Consider the following 16,158-nt stretch of genomic DNA (forward strand, 5'->3'; position numbering starts at 1 on the left):
TCTCTCATACCAATGGCTGCTGTCCTGACAGCCACCCCCTGCACTTACTGGCTACATTCCGGTCTCCTACACACCTGAGGCCGGAAACCATGTCATCGATACTCCCGTTCATGCCTTCCCCCGACACCCTGATGGGGAATGGCATTCGCGCAATGTCGCAATCCGTACCACCGACACCCACACTCAGCCCCAACGAAACGCCAGCCACCCAAAAGTCTGCGACCCGGGCAGACATCGCCTCCGCCCTGGCGAGCGTGCTCAGCGATCAACCTGCCATTAAGTCCAATGCCCGTTTCAGTTCTTTCAGCATCACACTCAACAACGGCAAAAGGCCGGACATCGACAACGCTGCCAGACTGATCTCCCCTAAACCTATCGATGGCCCAGCGACCTCCCTGCGTGGGATCGAAATCACCAACAGCGCAACCGCCAAAACCGTCGGCGAGCGCGATGGTCTTGTCGGCTCCGGCCTGGCGCCAGTCTGGCTGGAAAACTACGGCAGCATCACCGGTAGAAATGGTGCAGGCGTAAAACTGGGCGGCGAGCAGGATGACGAAGTGCTCAATGCAGGCCTGATTGGTGGCAGCAAAGGAACGGCACTGGACATGGGAGGCGGTAACGACATGTTGCTCGTCAAACACGGCAGCCGCTTCGAAGGCGAGGTTGACGGTGGCACCGGCACCAACCAAGTTCAACTGGAGGACGCCAAAGGCGGCCTATTCGAAGGTGCGACGCGGATGCAACACCTGTGGGTCAAAGAAGGCACGTGGACCCTTACCGGTAATGTGGAGGCCAACCAGCTAGGCACCGTCGTTAGAGGCGCCGCGCTGATCAATCAGAGCAGCATCGGCGGTTTGATGACCGTCGAGCCCGGCGCTACCTATTCTGGCGGGACGGTGGGCAACCTTAACGTCGCAGGCACGCTACAGCTTGGGCCTTCCACGCGCATCGAGCATGACCTGCGCATGCAAGCCGGTTCGACCTTGGCTTTCAACCCAGGCTCCGATAACACCCTGAGCGTTGGCAACACCGCCAACCTGAACGGCGCCACGCTGAACCTCCACGTGGCGGATGAAAATGATCTGCCCTCACACCCCGTGCGCCTCATCAATGCACAACGGGTAGAAGGCCAATTTGCCAATATCACCAGCAACCTGAAAAACGTGACCCCGGAGCTAACCTACAAAGCGCACGACGTGTTCGTGACCTTCAGACGCAACGATCCTACTGTCGTCTGACCGCCAAATCCCAGGCAAAAAAAAGGGGAGCACCTGCCCCCCCGAGGATTAAACGGTAGTGTCGAAGGCTAGGGATCAGCCTTCGATTTCAATCAGGATTTCGCCCGGGTTGACCCGGTCGCCCTTGGCCACATGAACGGCGGTCACCTTGCCGGCAATGGAGGCCTGCACTTCGGTTTCCATCTTCATGGCTTCGGTGATCAGTACGGCCTGGCCAGCCTTGACCACATCGCCTTCCTTGACCAGCACATCGACGATATTGCCCGGCATCGCCGTGCTGACATGGCCTGGCTCAGTGGCTTGCTTGCGCTTGCTGCTGCCACCGCCGACAAACTCGTTGAGCGGTTCGAACACCACTTCTTCCGGCATGCCGTCGATGGACAGGTAGAAGTGACGCTTGCCTTCGGCCTTCACGCCAACACCCGTGATGTCGACGCGGTAGCTTTCGCCATGCACGTCGATGACGAACTCGGTCGGTACGCCTTCGCCACCGGCACGCGCAACACCGCCGGCTTCCGGGATAGGCAACAGCACTTCCGGTGCCAGGGTGCCGGCATCGCGTTCTTCGAGGAACTTGCGGCCAATGTCCGGGAACATGGCGTAGGTCAGCACGTCTTCTTCAGATTTAGCCAACGCGCCGATTTCGCCACGCAGCTTGGTCATTTCCGGCTTGAGCAGGTCGGCCGGGCGTACGTCGATCACTTCTTCGCTGCCAATGGCCTGGCGACGCAACTTCTCGTTCACGGTACCCGGCGCCTTGCCGTAGCCGCCTTGCAGGTACAGCTTCACTTCGTTGGTGATGGTTTTGTAGCGCTCGCCGGCCAATACGTTGAAGAACGCCTGGGTACCAACGATCTGCGATGTCGGGGTGACCAGCGGCGGGAAGCCCAGGTCTTCACGCACACGCGGGATCTCGGCCAGCACTTCGCTCATGCGGTTGAGCGCGCCCTGCTCTTTCAACTGGTTGGCCAGGTTGGAAATCATCCCGCCCGGTACCTGGTTGACTTGCACGCGGGTGTCGACGGCGGTGAATTCGCTTTCGAACTGGTGATATTTCTTACGCACAGCGTAGAAATACAGGCCGATCTCTTGCAGCAGTTCCAGGCTCAGGCCGGTGTCGAATTCGCTGCCTTTAAGGGCCGCGACCATCGACTCGGTGCCAGGGTGGCTGGTGCCCCAGGCGAAGCTGGAGATGGCGGTGTCGATATGGTCGGCACCGTTTTCGATGGCTTTGAGTTGGCACATCGCGGCCAAGCCAGCGGTGTCATGGGAGTGGATGAAGATCGGCAGGTTTTGCTCGGCTTTCAGCGCCTTGACCAGCTCGCCGGTGGCGTAAGGGGTCAGCAGGCCGGCCATGTCCTTGATCGCGATGGAGTCGCAACCCATGGATTCCAGTTGCTTGGCCTGGGCCACAAAGGCCTCGATGGTGTGCACCGGGCTAGTGGTGTAGGCGATGGTGCCTTGAGCATGTTTGCCGGCGGCTTTCACCGCTTCGATGGCCACGCGCAGATTACGCACGTCGTTCATGGCGTCGAAGATGCGGAACACATCGATGCCATTCACAGCGGCCTTGGCGACGAAGGCTTTGACCACGTCGTCGCTGTAGTGGCGGTAGCCCAGCAGGTTCTGGCCACGCAGCAGCATTTGCAGGCGGGTATTAGGCAACGCGGCGCGCAGTTTGCGCAGGCGCTCCCACGGGTCTTCTTTCAAAAAACGTACGCAGGCGTCGAAGGTCGCGCCGCCCCAGACTTCCAGGGACCAATAGCCGACTTTGTCGAGCTTGTCGCAGATCGGCAGCATGTCGTCGGTGCGCATGCGAGTGGCCAGCAACGATTGGTGGGCGTCGCGCAGGATGGTGTCGGTGACAAAGATTTTCTTGCTCATTGTTATATTCCTCACAGGCCTGCGTGGGCGGCGATGGCGGCGGCGATGGCCAGGGCCAGCTCTTCGGGTTTGCGCTTGATCGAGTAGTTGGTCAGCTCAGGGTGGGCTTCAACGAAGCTGGTGTTGAACTGGCCACTGCGGAATTCCGGGTTGCGCAGGATTTCCTGGTAGTACGCGGCGGTAGTCTTCACGCCTTGCAGGCGCATGTCGTCCAGGGCACGCAGGCCGCGGTCCATGGCTTCTTCCCAGGTCAACGCCCACACCACCAGTTTCAGGCACATGGAGTCGTAGAACGGTGGGATGGTGTAGCCGGTGTAGATCGCCGTGTCGGTACGCACGCCAGGGCCGCCGGGGGCGTAGTAGCGGGTGATCTTGCCGAAGCTTGGGAGGAAGTTGTTCTTCGGGTCTTCGGCGTTGATACGGAACTGCAACGCGAAACCACGGTGCTGGATGTCTTCCTGCTTCACCGACAGCGGCAGGCCCGAGGCGATGCGGATCTGCTCGCGAACGATATCGATCCCGGTGATTTCCTCGGTGATGGTGTGTTCCACCTGCACCCGGGTGTTCATTTCCATGAAGTACACCTCGCCCTCGGCGAGCAGGAACTCCACGGTACCGGCGTTCTCGTAGCCCACGGCCTTGGCCGCACGCACCGACAGGTCGCCGATGTAGGCGCGCTGTTCAGGGGTCAGTTGCGGGCTGGGGGCGATTTCGATGAGCTTCTGGTTACGACGTTGGATCGAGCAATCGCGCTCGAACAAATGCACCACGTTGCCAAAGCTGTCACCGAGGATCTGCGCCTCGATGTGCTTGGGGTTGACGATGCATTTTTCCAGGAACACTTCCGCCGAACCGAACGCCTTGGTGGCTTCGGAAATCACGCGGGGGAAGGCTTGTTCAAGTTCTTCGCGGCTGTTGCAACGACGAATGCCGCGACCGCCACCACCCGAGGTGGCCTTGAGCATCACCGGGTAACCAATACGGTCGCCTTCGGTAAGGGCTTCGGCGATGTCGGCGACGTTGCCTTCGGTACCGGGGGTGACCGGTACGCCCGCCTTGATCATGCTGCGACGCGCTTCGGTCTTGTCGCCCATGCGGCGGATGACTTCAGCGGACGGGCCGATGAATTTGATTCCACGTTCGGCGCAGATGTCGGCCAGTTCAGCGTTTTCCGACAGGAAACCGTAGCCGGGGTGCAGCGCATCACAGCCGGTTTCCACGGCAAGGTTCACCAGCTTGCGCGGGTTCAGGTAACCGGCCAGGGGCTCGGCACCAATGCTATGGGCTTCGTCGGCACGTTTGACGTGCAACGCGTGGCGGTCGGCGTCGGAGTAGACCGCGACCGAGCGAATGCCCATCTCGGCGCAGGCACGCACGATTCGTACGGCAATTTCACCACGGTTGGCGATCAGGATCTTTTTTATCACTTGGAAATTCCCTTGAGCCGATTGCTGCGTTCTTCGACCCGCTAGACCCGGGTCGGCGCGTGACCAAATGTTTCATGACAGTCGCGAGACACACACTATGCGCAGCGGAGGATTAACAAAAATCAATAATTATTGGGTTGTATATAAGTAAAGACTTATAGTTGAGACCATCTGGTTTGGTGAAAGGGCTTGAATAATGCGTAAGTCATTGATGCGCATGACATTGCGTCAATTGCAGATCTTCAATGAAGTGTGCGATTTGCGCTCCTATAGCCGCGCCGCCGAGGAAATGTCCCTCACACAACCGGCCGTGAGCCTGCAAATTCGGCAGCTCGAAGAGCTGATCGGCCAGCCGCTATTCGATTATGTCGGCAAAAAGCTCTATATGACCGAGGCCGCTGAAGCCCTGCAACGGGCCAGCCGCGACATTTTCGGACGCCTGGAAAACCTCGACATGCAACTGTCGGACATGCAGGGCTCACTGCAAGGTCAGTTGAAGCTGGCGATTGAATCCAGCGCCAAGTACTTCGTGCCGCACCTGTTTGCCGCCTTCAAGCGCCAGCACCCCGAGGTGCAGTTGCACCTGACGGTGGTCAACCGCGCTCAAGTGATCCGACGGCTCTCAGACAACCGCGACGATTTGGTGATCATGTCCATGGTGCCGCAGGACATGGGCCTGGAATTCCTGCCGTTCCTCAACAACCCGATTGTCGCCGTGGCGCCACTTGATCATCCGCTGAGCCTGCAAGGCCCGCTGCGCCTGCAAGACCTGGAGCCTTACACGCTGCTGCTGCGCGAGCCGGGGTCCGGGACGCGACTGGCCTGCGAGGAGTATTTCAAGGAAAAACGCGTGCACTTCACCCAGACGGTGGAAGTGGCCTCGGCCGAGGCGCAACGTGAATGCGTATGCGCGGGATTGGGCGTGGCCCTTCTGACGCGTCACGCGGTCAACATGGAGCTGGCCACCGGCGGGCTCAAGGAGCTGCCGGTGGAAGAACTGCCGCTGTACCGCAGTTGGTGCCTGGTGCAGGCCAAGGCCAAGCGCCTGTCACCAGTGGCCCATGCGTTCCTGGGCTTTATCCGCAGCGAGCGGGCGCAGATCAGCGTGTTGGCTGAGCGTTTCGCTGGGCAGCCACGGGTGCCTGCCAGTGCAGTTCCGGGTAGTCACTGATGCTCTGGAGCAATTGGCGCTCATCACAGCGGTCTTCGATTGCACGACGGAACGCCATGCGGCGCTGATCTTCCTGCTGACGACGGGTTTTTACAGCGCTGTTGCTGTCTTCGTAGGGACGGGCCATTTCGAGTCTCCCAATGCGAGTACGGGAGCTCAGGATGGGCGCTGGCGGTTACGGTTTGGCGGCGCGGGGATGACAGGACGATGAATCTTGCAGATATACACTCGGTCAAAATGTGGGAGGGGGCTTGCCCCTGATAGCAGTGGATCAGTCAATGAATCAGGTGACTGATACTCCGCTATCGGGGGCAAGCCCCCTCCCACATTTTGCTCTGCGTACAGCTTTAGTCGTCGAGGGCTTTGACGGATTTGGGCGACAACCGCAGGCTGCGCAAGCTGCGCTTCACGCTCTTGAGGTGGTTGACCAGGCTCGGCCCACGCGCCATGGCCACGCCCATCGCCAGCACATCGATCACCACCAGGTGGGCGATACGCGAGGTGAGCGGGGTATAGATCTCGGTGTCTTCATGCACATCAATCGCCAGGTTGACCGTAGACAGCTCCGCCAACGGCGTTTGGCTTGGGCACAGGGTAATCAGGGTGGCGCCGCTTTCACGCACCAGGTTGGCGGTGATCAGCAGGTCTTTGGAGCGGCCCGACTGGGAAATGCAGATCGCCACGTCGGTAGGCTTCAACGTTACCGCCGACATCGCCTGCATGTGCGGGTCGCTGTAGGCGGCCGCCGTCAGCAACAGTCGGAAGAATTTGTGCTGGGCGTCCGCCGCCACCGCACCCGACGCGCCGAAACCGTAAAACTCAACACGTTGAGCCTGAGACATGGCCGTCACGGCCTTTTGCAGCTCAATCGGGTCGAGCTTCTCGCGCACTTCCATAAGGGTGTGCAACGTAGTGTCGAAAATTTTCAGGCTGTAGTCGGCGACGGAATCGTCTTCGTGGATCGCAAACTGCCCAAAGCTCGCACCGGCCGCCAGGCTTTGGGCCAGCTTGAGTTTCAAGTCCTGGAACCCGGAGCAACCGATGGCGCGGCAAAAACGCACGATGGTCGGCTCACTGATGCCCACGCTGTGGGCCAAGTCGGCCATGGAACTGTGCATCACGGCCGCAGGGTCAAGCAGCACGTGATCGGCAACCTTGAGTTCCGATTTGCGTAACAGGTGGCGTGACTGGGCGATATGTTGCAACAGGTTCAAAGGGCAGGACTCTTGTTATGGGCAGGGCCAGGGATGTAGCAAGCTTGTAGTTATACTACAAGAATTGTCGTTTTGCCCGTGCGACGCATCACTAAATCGCCCTGCTGCCCTCTGAATCAAAGGGCGCAGGCTTTGTAGCCACACAGGCGCCGTCGCCCGCACTAAGGAAAATCTGCATTTTTCCGTAACAAATCTGCCAAGCCTTCGGCCTGCATCGGCCGGCTGATCAGATAGCCCTGTACTTCATCGCAGCGTTCCCCCCGCAGAAAATCCAGTTGCTGCTGATCTTCCACACCTTCGGCCACCACTTTGAGTGCCAAGCCGTGGGCCATGGCGATGATTGCCCGGGTGATAGCGGCGTCCTCACGGCCCTGGCCTAACCCGCGAATGAAGGTCTGGTCGATCTTCACGTAATCCACAGGGATGCGCTTGAGGTAGCTGAGGGAGGAATAGCCGGTGCCGAAGTCATCGATGGCCAGCTTCACGCCCAAGTCCCGCAGTTGCTGGAAGGTGGCAATGATGTGTTCAACGCTGTCGAGCAACTGGCTCTCGGTAAGTTCAAGCTCCAGGTACTGCGGGTCCAGGCCGGTTTCTTCCAACACTTGCCGCACCAGGCTGACCAGCTTGCCCTGGCGCAGTTGGTGCACGGACAGGTTCACCGACACCCGAATCGGCGCGAGCCCCTGGCGCTGCCACTCACAGGCCTGCCAGCAGGCTTGGCGCAACACGAACTCGCCCAACGGTACGATCAGGCCGGTTTCTTCGGCCAGGCCGATAAAGTCGCATGGCGGCACCATGCCCCACTGCGGATGCTCCCAGCGGATCAGTGCCTCAGCGGCGTTCAACTTGCCAGTGGCCAGGCACAGCTTCGGCTGGTAGAACACCGTGAGCTGACGCTCTTCGATAGCCTTGCGCAGATGGTTTTCCAACTGCAAACGCTCCAGGGTGCTGGCTTGCAGGCTATCGGTGTAGAACTGGAAGTTATTGCCGCCCAGATGTTTGGCGTGCTGCATGGCGATGTTCGACTGGCTGACCAGTTCGGAAATTTCCCGCGCGTTATCCGGCAGTAGACTGACGCCCATCGAAGCGCTTACCACCAGCTCATGCCCCTCCACCGTCACCGGCACCCGCAGCTTGGCCAGCAACCGCGTCGCCACCCGTGCCAGGCTCGACAGGTTGCCGTAGGCGTCGAACAGCACGGCGAACTCATCCCCGGACAGGCGCGCGATGGTGTCGGCTTCCGGCAAGGCATTGATCAAGCGACGAGACATTTTTTGCAGCAACTGGTCGGCGACTTCATGGCCGAGGCTGTCATTGAGCAGTTTGAAGCGGTCCAGGTTGATATGCAGCAACGCCAGGCTGCGCCCGCCCTGACGCACCCGCGAATGGGCTTCGCGCAGCCGCTCACGGAACAACGAGCGGTTCGCCAGGCCGGTAAGTTCGTCGTAGTGGGTCAGGTAGCGCATGCGCTCTTCAGACTCACGGCGCGCCGAAAGATCGGCGAAAAAGCCTACGATATGGCTGACTTTTCCGCGAATATCACGCACTACATTCAATTGAAGCCACTGCGGGTACAGCTCGCCGTTCTTGCGTGTTTCCACCAGTTCGCCCTGCCACGTACCTTGGCTGAGCAGGGCCTGGCGGATGACCGGGAAATGCCGACGGGCGTCGCGGCTGCAGGGCAGCTCCACCACATTGCGACCAATCATGTCGTCAATATCAAAACCAGTGACACGGCTGAATGCCTGGTTCACAGCCACCAGTACGTAGTCAGGGTTGAGGATCACGATACCTTCGCTGGCGGCCTCAAACACGGTCGATGCCAGGCGCTGCTGCTCTTCCAGGGCCTTGTCGGCGCTGATATCCCGGCGGGTGCCGAGCATTCGGGTCACGCGACCACTGGGCGCACGCTCCACGGCACGGCCGCGGTCTTCGATCCATACCCAGTGCCCATCACCATGGCGCACGCGATACTCGACTTGATAGTCCTCACTGCGACCCTTGAGGTGTTCCACCAAGGCCCGCTTGAGCAGCGGCAAGTCGTCTGGGTGCAGGCGCGGCTTGAGGTGGCTGAGCATCGCCGTGACGTACTCAGGCTCCAGGCCAAACAACTCCTTGAGCTGGGTGTGGTGGACTTCGTCGGTTTGCAGGTTCCAGTCCCACAAGCCCAGCTCGCTGGCTTGCAGGGCCATGGCCAGGCGCGCTTCACTTTTATTCAGGGCGAGGCTGGCGGCGTCCAGCTCTTGGCTGCGTTGCGCCACACGGTCCTGTAGGCCGACTTGTGCGTCGCGCAGTTCCTGCTCGACCTGGCGACGCTGCTCGACTTCACGCACCAACTCCAGGTTCAACTGCTCGCTGCGCTGCTGGGCCTTCTGCAAATGCTCAATCAACGCCTGGTTCTGAAAGCGTCGCAACAGCCCGCGCTGGATCAGCCGGTTGACCTGCCACGCCACCAGGCTCAGCGATGCCAGCAAAATCAGGCCGAGCACACCCCACCCTTGTTGCTGCGGGGCGCCGCTCCAGAACAGATAGACGATCGCCGGCACCAGACACGGCAAGGCAAACGACAGAAACGCCGGCAGGCTGACGGCATAGGCCACACTCGCCGACAGGGTCGCAGCACCGATCAGGCCGAATACCCAGGCCTGCTGCATAAAGCTGTCCGCCGGCACCAGGGCGATGGCCGCCGTGGCCAGGGTCAAGCCGCTGACCGCCGAGCCGAGCATAAACATGCGCCGCCACAACGGCTGGGCCTGGCGGCTGGGCATGGCCGAATCAAATGCAGCCACCTGGATCACGCGCATGGCCACCAACGCGAGCAGCCAGACCAGCCAGATGCTGTCCAGCAGGTATTGCTTGGGGTTCCACAGAAGCCAGGCGCAGACCAGGCCGTTGACCAGCATTAATAACGTAGGCAACAACGAGCCTTGGTACAGCAGGCGTGTACGCTCGACCGCCATCTCAGTGGCGTAATGTTTGCGGATAACCTGCGCGGGCGCCACCGAGGGGCCGAACAGGTCAGAGCTGAGGGTCATAGGCAGTGTTCTTATAATGGTGAGCCCGAAACGTCGACGGAGCATACACAAGCAAGCGCTTGGGCCACACTGCTGCGCGTCATAAAAAATGCGCGCTCATCTGCCGTAAACCTTGGGGCCAGACAGCCTGAGCGAGACACAGCGGGGCCTGCGGCCATTGACCGACCGGTCATCACCCCGGATGTTTTCTGTCGACCACCCGGCATTGGGGTTTGCCCACTCCACCCCGGCACCCTAGAATGCGCCGATGCGCGATGATCTCTCTCTTTTGCTGAACTCCCTCAACGATGCCCAACGCCAGGCCGTAGCGGCCCCCGTTGGCCGTCAGTTGGTCCTGGCCGGTGCTGGCTCCGGTAAAACCCGAGTGCTGGTGCACCGTATCGCCTGGTTGATCCAGGTCGAAAACGCGTCCCCGCATTCCATTCTGTCGGTGACCTTCACCAACAAGGCCGCTGCCGAGATGCGCCACCGCATCGAGCAGTTGATGGGCATCAGCCCGGCCGGCATGTGGGTGGGCACTTTCCACGGCCTGGCGCATCGTCTGCTGCGCGCACACTGGCAGGAAGCTGGCCTGGCACAGACCTTCCAGATTTTGGACAGCGACGACCAGCAGCGCCTGGTCAAGCGGGTGATCCGTGAGCTGGGCCTCGACGAGCAGCGTTGGCCAGCGCGCCAGGCCCAATGGTTTATCAACGGTCAGAAAGACGAAGGCTTGCGCCCTCAACATATCCAGGCCAGCGGTGATCTGTTTTTGGCCACCATGCGCAGCATTTATGAAGCCTACGAGGCGGCCTGTGCGCGCGCCGGTGTCATCGACTTCTCCGAACTGCTGCTGCGTGCCCTCGACCTGTGGCGCGACAATCCCGGCTTGCTGGCCCATTACCAAAAGCGCTTCCGGCACATCCTGGTGGACGAGTTCCAAGACACCAACGCCGTGCAATACGCCTGGTTGCGCCTGCTGGCCAAGGGCGGCGACAGCCTGATGGTAGTGGGCGACGACGACCAGTCGATCTACGGCTGGCGTGGCGCGAAAATCGAGAACATCTACCAGTATTCAGAAGACTTCCCGGACGCGGTCACCATCCGCCTGGAGCAAAACTACCGCTCCACCGCGGGTATCCTCAAGGCCGCCAACGCCTTGATCGCCAACAACACCGGGCGCCTGGGCAAAGAGCTGTGGACCGACGGTGGCGAAGGCGAAGCGATCAACCTGTACGCTGCCTTCAACGAGCACGACGAAGCGCGCTACGTGGTGGAAACCATCGAAAGCGCCCTGAAAACCGGCCTCGCACGCAGCGATATTGCGATTCTGTACCGCTCCAACGCCCAATCGCGGGTATTGGAAGAAGCCTTGCTGCGCGAACGCATCCCGTACCGCATCTACGGCGGCCAGCGCTTTTTCGAGCGGGCTGAAATCAAGAACGCCATGGCGTACCTGCGCTTGCTCGAAGGCCGTGGCAACGATGCAGCGTTGGAGCGGGTGATCAATATCCCGGCCCGCGGCATTGGCGAGAAAACCGTCGAAGCCATTCGCGACCATGCGCGCCACGCCGATGTGTCGATGTGGGAAGCCATGCGCTTGCTCATTGCCAACAAAGGCCTGACCGGGCGTGCGGCTGGTGCGCTGGGGGTGTTTGTCGAGCTGATCGAGAACCTCGCGGCCAAATGCTCAGAAATGCCTCTGCATTTGATGACGCAGACGGTGATCGAACAGTCCGGGTTGATCGCCTACCACGAAGCGGAAAAAGGCGAGAAAGGCCAGGCTCGGGTAGAAAACCTTGAGGAACTGGTCAGCGCCGCCCGCGCCTTCGAAAACACCGAAAACGAAGAAGATCTCACACCGCTCGCGGCCTTCCTCGGCCATGCGTCGCTGGAAGCCGGTGATACCCAGGCCGACGAGCATGAAGACAGCGTCCAGCTGATGACCTTGCACAGCGCCAAGGGCTTGGAGTTTCCGTATGTGTTCCTGGTGGGCATGGAAGAAGGCCTGTTCCCCCACAAGATGAGCCTGGAAGAGCCCGGCCGCCTTGAGGAAGAACGCCGCCTGGCTTATGTGGGCATCACCCGCGCCATGCAGAACCTGGTGATGACCTACGCCGAGACGCGACGCCTGTACGGCAGCGAGACCTACAACAAGGTGTCGCGTTTCGTACGTGAAGTGCCGAAGGGGCTGATCCAGGAAGTACGCTTGTCCAACAGCGTGAGCCGCCCGTTTGGCGGCGGCCAACAGCAGAGCGCCAGCAGTATGTTCGCCGGGGCCGAGATTCCTGAAACCCAATTCAGTCTTGGCCAACAGGTCAAGCACGCCGTGTTCGGTGAAGGGGTGATCCTCAACTTCGAAGGCGCTGGCGCACAGGCCCGGGTGCAGGTGAATTTCGCCGAAGGCAGCAAGTGGCTGATGATGGGTTACGCGAAGCTCGAAGCCGTCTGAAACATTTCTGTGGCAAGGGAGCTTGCTCCCGCTGGCGTGCGTAGCGCGCCCGTTTTTTGGGGCTGCTGCGCAGCCCAACGGGAGCAAGCTCCCTCGCCACAGTAAGCGCCCCCAAGAAACACTGCGTTACATGAAGCTTATTGCCCCGCCCTTGTTTTTGACGGGCGCGGGCCAATATCTGTATTTAGTCCTACAGACCCTTCGGCATCGGTCTTACGCAAAAGCCGGAAACATTATGCCGCTAGCCACTGTCACTACACCTGTGCAACATGGCGCGCGTGCAATCCACAAATGGGAATTCCCTTTATGAAACGATTTCTTAGCATCGCCATGGCGTTGTGCATCGGCCTGACGATGAGCCTCGACGCCAACGCCAAACGCTTTGGTGGCGGCAAAAGTTCCGGTGCAGCACCGACTCACCAGACCAGCCAAATGGCTCCATCCGCCGGTGCCGGCGGCGCTGCGGCTACCGCAGGCGCAGCCGGTGCTGCTGGCGCCGCTGCCAAGGCTGGCGGTGCTTCGCGCTGGTTGGGCCCTCTGGCCGGTATCGCCGCCGGTGGCCTGCTCGCTTCCATGTTCATGGGCGGCGGCTTCCAGGGCATGCAGATCTTCGACATGCTGATCCTCGCGGTCATCGCGTTTGTGATCTTCCGCTTTATCGCCGCCCGTCGCCGCAAGCAGCAGGAGCACATGGCTCCAGCTGGCGCGCCAATGCAGCGTGAAGTGTTCGAGCAAAAACCAGCCATGGGCTCGATCTTCGGTGGTTCGGCAGCACCTGCTGCAGCCCGCCCGGTGATCAACGCACCGGCCTGGTTCAACGAAGAGCGTTTCATCGAAGCGGCCCGTAGCCACTTCCAGTCCCTGCAACAGCACTGGGACGCCAATGAAATGGACAAGATCGCCGAGTTCGTGACCCCGCAACTGCTTGAGTTCCTCAAGCGCGAGCGTGCCGACCTGGGCGATGCATTCCAGTCCACCTACATCGACGACCTGCGCGTACAGCTCGAAGGTGTGGATGATCGCGCCGACAAGACCATCGCCACCCTGACCTTCAGCGGTGTGTCGAAGACTTCGCGCTTCGACCAAGGCGAAGTGTTCAGCGAAAGCTGGAACATGGAACGCCCACAAGGCGAAAACCAGCCTTGGTTGGTGGCCGGTATCCGCCAGAACGGCTGAAACCCGCACGTGTGACCAAGCAATAGCCAAAACCCCGGACATGTTCCGGGGTTTTCTATTTCACGGTTGCACTTATAGCGAGCTACTGTATAAAACGCCCCTATTAACCGCGCCATCTAGCAAGAGGATCCCGGCCGTGGAAGAAATCATCGAACAATTGCGTGAAGCCAACGAACCGGTCCCGGTTCCTCTGGAGCTGCCTGACGAAGACCAACTGGTGGAAGTTGAAGAACAGCTGTTCATCAACATTCCGTTTGTCTTCAAAGAATTCCTGCTGACCGTCAGCGACGTGGTGTACGGCAGCCTGGAGCCGGTGACCATCACTGACCCTGGCTCCCATACCTACCTGCCGGAAGTGGCGGCGACGGCCTGGGACATCGGCGTGCCTCGCGAGCTGATCCCGATCTGCCAGGACGGCGACGATTACTACTGCGTCGAAGAAGACGGCACCGTGGTGTTGTGGTCCGGCGAAGAGGAAATCGTCACCGAGGAGTCGTGGGAATCGGTATGGCACTGGGCGCGGGACGTCTGGCTCGAAAGCTGATAGCTGACACCTTTGGCGAATGGGCTTTTGTGGCGAGGGAGCTTGCTCCCGCTGGGCTGCGTAGCAGCCCCCTCAAGCCACTCAGTGCTCCGCCGTATCCTTATGGTTATCCAGCGTCTCCAACAAGGCGACCTGCATCCGCGTATGCACGCGAATGAACCAGCGCCACAGCACAGCCGCTACCGCCGCTGTGACTACGGCGATCAACACCAGCAACTTGTTGGTCGGCAGAATACTGGCCGACAAGGCTGCCAATAGCAGGAAGATCACCAGCAGCGACAGGATCGGGATCAGCTCCGCGATCACCCGTCGCACGCGCTGGGTATGCCGCCCGGCCATCTCCGGCTTCACGCTCATCTCTGCCAGCAACATCGACAACGCCTTGAGCTTGCGATACGCCGCAATCAGGAACGGCAGCGACAACAGCAACGCCCCGCCCCAGATCAACGCCTTCTGCCAGCTTGGATCGCTGATCCAGCCCTCCAGATAGCCGCCAATGCGCGCCGCAAAAAAGCTGCCAGTGAAGAAGATCGCCACCACCAACGCCAGGTTCACCCCCACTTGCAGGATGATCTTGCGGATCATCGACGCCAGCATCGCGCCCTCGCCTTGTGGCTGAATACTGCGCAGCCATTCGCCGTACATCCCGAACACCCGGCTCATGCGCGTGGGCATCACCGCTGCGATCTTTATGGACAACGGGTCAGCGCCGCGAATCAGGTAAGGCGTCAGCAGCGTGGTAATCACCGAAACCGCCACAGCCACCGGGTAGAGAAAGTCGCTGGTGACCTGCAACGTCATCCCCAGCGCCGCAATGATGAACGAAAACTCACCAATCTGTGACAGCCCCATGCCCACACGCAGTGAGGTACGGCCATCATTGCCGGCGATAAACGCCCCCAGGCCGCAAGACAACATCTTGCCCAGCACCACCGCCACGGTAATCACCGCAATCGGCCAGGCGTATTGCAGCAGGATCTGCGGGTCGATCATCAGGCCGATGGCAACAAAGAAGATCGCGCTGAACATGTCGCGAACGGGTTCGATCAGGCGTTCGATCTTAATCAACTGCTTGGATTCGGCCATGATCGCGCCGATCAGGAATGCCCCTAGCACCATGCTGTACTCCAGCTTGACCACCAGCAGGCAGAAGCCGAAACACAGGCCCAATACGGTAATCAGCAGCATCTCGTTGCTTTCGAACTTGGCCACGTAGGCCAGCAGGCGCGGCACCAGCAGAATGCCGATCACCAGCGCAACGATCATGAACAGCGAGAGCTTGCCGACGGTGGAGAACACTTCGCCGGAGCTGACCGTACCGCTGACGGCGATGCTCGACAGCAAGGCGATGATGCCAATGCCAAGGATGTCTTCAACAATCAACACACCAAAAATCAGTTGGGCGAAGCGCTGGTTTTTCATCTTCAGGTCGTTGAGGGCCTTGACGATGATGGTCGTGGAAGAGATCGCAAGGATCGCGCCGAGGAACAACGAGTCCATCGTGTTCCAGTCGAACCACTGGCCGATCTCGTAGCCGATCCAGATCATCAGGATGATCTCCAGGAAGGCCGCGATAAACGCCGTGGCGCCCACGTTGAACAACTTGCGCAGGCTGAACTCCAGGCCCAGGCAGAACATCAGGAAGATCACACCCAGCTCCGCGAGGGTCTTGATGGTGTCTTCATCATGGATCAGGCCGAACGGCGGAGTGTGGGGGCCGATGATAAAGCCGGCGACGATGTAGCCCAGCACCACCGGCTGCTTGAGCCGATGAAAGAGGATAGTGACAACCCCTGCCACCAACATGATCACGGCCAGGTCCTGGATAAAGCTGATGGCGTGCATGGCGAGGGGCTCCTTGAGGGTGCTGGCGCTTTTCCCACTTCCGCGCGCGCCTTTGAAAAGTCGCAAAGTGCGGAAGGAAAAGTCTGCCGAAATCGTAAGAAATGCCCTGAGATGGGCTTTTGCAGGTTAACACCGCGACTTCCGGCAGAAAGCCGGTGCAATATATGGAAACAGATCGGTGCACGCGTGACGG

11 protein-coding genes are annotated in these 16,158 nt (G+C 60.2%); 5 read left to right on the forward strand and 6 right to left on the reverse strand.

Features of this window, described 5'->3' with window-relative positions:
* The first annotated feature begins 89 nt into the window (after positions 1 to 89).
* Complete coding sequence (locus ICY20_RS08275) at positions 90 to 1,238, forward strand: hypothetical protein (RefSeq protein WP_159960393.1); 1,149 nt, start codon at positions 90 to 92, stop codon at positions 1,236 to 1,238.
* A 75-nt stretch (positions 1,239 to 1,313) separates the two neighbouring features.
* Here ICY20_RS08275 and oadA read toward each other — a convergent pair whose 3' ends face one another.
* Both oadA and ICY20_RS08285 read right to left on the reverse strand, forming a co-directional pair.
* Positions 1,314 to 3,122, reverse strand: a complete 1,809-nt coding sequence (gene oadA, locus ICY20_RS08280) for a sodium-extruding oxaloacetate decarboxylase subunit alpha (RefSeq protein ID WP_159960395.1) — start codon at positions 3,120 to 3,122, stop codon at positions 1,314 to 1,316.
* Positions 3,123 to 3,133: 11 nt separating this feature from the next.
* Positions 3,134 to 4,549, reverse strand: coding sequence for an acetyl-CoA carboxylase biotin carboxylase subunit (locus tag ICY20_RS08285; protein ID WP_049710865.1), 1,416 nt, complete (start codon positions 4,547 to 4,549; stop codon positions 3,134 to 3,136).
* A 196-nt stretch (positions 4,550 to 4,745) separates the two neighbouring features.
* On the opposite strand from ICY20_RS08285, the gene ICY20_RS08290 reads away from it, so the two are divergent.
* Complete coding sequence (locus ICY20_RS08290; RefSeq protein ID WP_159960397.1) at positions 4,746 to 5,720, forward strand: LysR family transcriptional regulator; 975 nt, start codon at positions 4,746 to 4,748, stop codon at positions 5,718 to 5,720.
* Here ICY20_RS08290 and ICY20_RS08295 read toward each other — a convergent pair.
* The 3 genes from ICY20_RS08295 to ICY20_RS08305 form a co-directional block, all read right to left on the reverse strand.
* Positions 5,650 to 5,847, reverse strand: a complete 198-nt coding sequence (locus tag ICY20_RS08295; RefSeq protein WP_159960399.1) for a PA3496 family putative envelope integrity protein — start codon at positions 5,845 to 5,847, stop codon at positions 5,650 to 5,652. The two genes, ICY20_RS08290 and ICY20_RS08295, sit on opposite strands and share 71 nt — an antisense overlap.
* A gap of 220 nt (positions 5,848 to 6,067) precedes the next feature.
* The gene (gene hexR, locus ICY20_RS08300) at positions 6,068 to 6,934 is read right to left on the reverse strand and encodes a transcriptional regulator HexR (protein ID WP_017739023.1); all 867 of its coding nucleotides are present in this window, start codon (positions 6,932 to 6,934) and stop codon (positions 6,068 to 6,070) included.
* Positions 6,935 to 7,095: 161 nt separating this feature from the next.
* On the reverse strand, positions 7,096 to 9,969 hold the full coding sequence (locus ICY20_RS08305; RefSeq protein ID WP_194937271.1) for an EAL domain-containing protein: 2,874 nt from the start codon (positions 9,967 to 9,969) through the stop codon (positions 7,096 to 7,098).
* A 247-nt stretch (positions 9,970 to 10,216) separates the two neighbouring features.
* Between ICY20_RS08305 and uvrD the strand changes: the two genes are divergently transcribed.
* The 3 genes from uvrD to ICY20_RS08320 all read left to right on the forward strand — a co-directional run bounded on the left by uvrD (position 10,217) and on the right by ICY20_RS08320 (position 14,120).
* Positions 10,217 to 12,400 carry a DNA helicase II gene (gene uvrD, locus ICY20_RS08310; RefSeq protein WP_194937272.1) on the forward strand — a complete coding sequence of 728 codons (2,184 nt, stop codon included), beginning with the start codon at positions 10,217 to 10,219 and terminating at the stop codon, positions 12,398 to 12,400.
* A gap of 306 nt (positions 12,401 to 12,706) precedes the next feature.
* Positions 12,707 to 13,576 carry a Tim44 domain-containing protein gene (locus ICY20_RS08315; protein WP_159960416.1) on the forward strand — a complete coding sequence of 290 codons (870 nt, stop codon included), beginning with the start codon at positions 12,707 to 12,709 and terminating at the stop codon, positions 13,574 to 13,576.
* A 136-nt stretch (positions 13,577 to 13,712) separates the two neighbouring features.
* On the forward strand, positions 13,713 to 14,120 hold the full coding sequence (locus ICY20_RS08320; RefSeq protein ID WP_105695902.1) for an SMI1/KNR4 family protein: 408 nt from the start codon (positions 13,713 to 13,715) through the stop codon (positions 14,118 to 14,120).
* Between the two features lie 81 nt (positions 14,121 to 14,201).
* Here ICY20_RS08320 and ICY20_RS08325 read toward each other — a convergent pair whose 3' ends face one another.
* On the reverse strand, positions 14,202 to 15,965 hold the full coding sequence (locus ICY20_RS08325; RefSeq protein WP_159960418.1) for a cation:proton antiporter: 1,764 nt from the start codon (positions 15,963 to 15,965) through the stop codon (positions 14,202 to 14,204).
* Positions 15,966 to 16,158: the final 193 nt, after the last annotated feature.

This window comes from Pseudomonas pisciculturae (assembly GCF_015461805.1).
In the GTDB taxonomy this organism is placed as follows: domain Bacteria; phylum Pseudomonadota; class Gammaproteobacteria; order Pseudomonadales; family Pseudomonadaceae; genus Aquipseudomonas; species Aquipseudomonas pisciculturae.

What these genes read in the sequence shown, in the direction of transcription:
- ICY20_RS08315 (WP_159960416.1), top strand. Translation starts at nt 12,707, where the DNA reads ATGAAACGATTTCTTAGCATCGCCATGGCGTTGTGCATCGGCCTGACG.
- uvrD (WP_194937272.1), top strand. Translation starts at nt 10,217, where the DNA reads ATGCGCGATGATCTCTCTCTTTTGCTGAACTCCCTCAACGATGCCCAA.
- ICY20_RS08295 (WP_159960399.1), bottom strand. Translation starts at nt 5,847, where the DNA reads ATGGCCCGTCCCTACGAAGACAGCAACAGCGCTGTAAAAACCCGTCGT.
- oadA (WP_159960395.1), bottom strand. Translation starts at nt 3,122, where the DNA reads ATGAGCAAGAAAATCTTTGTCACCGACACCATCCTGCGCGACGCCCAC.
- ICY20_RS08290 (WP_159960397.1), top strand. Translation starts at nt 4,746, where the DNA reads ATGCGTAAGTCATTGATGCGCATGACATTGCGTCAATTGCAGATCTTC.
- ICY20_RS08325 (WP_159960418.1), bottom strand. Translation starts at nt 15,965, where the DNA reads ATGCACGCCATCAGCTTTATCCAGGACCTGGCCGTGATCATGTTGGTG.
- ICY20_RS08305 (WP_194937271.1), bottom strand. Translation starts at nt 9,969, where the DNA reads ATGACCCTCAGCTCTGACCTGTTCGGCCCCTCGGTGGCGCCCGCGCAG.
- ICY20_RS08275 (WP_159960393.1), top strand. Translation starts at nt 90, where the DNA reads ATGTCATCGATACTCCCGTTCATGCCTTCCCCCGACACCCTGATGGGG.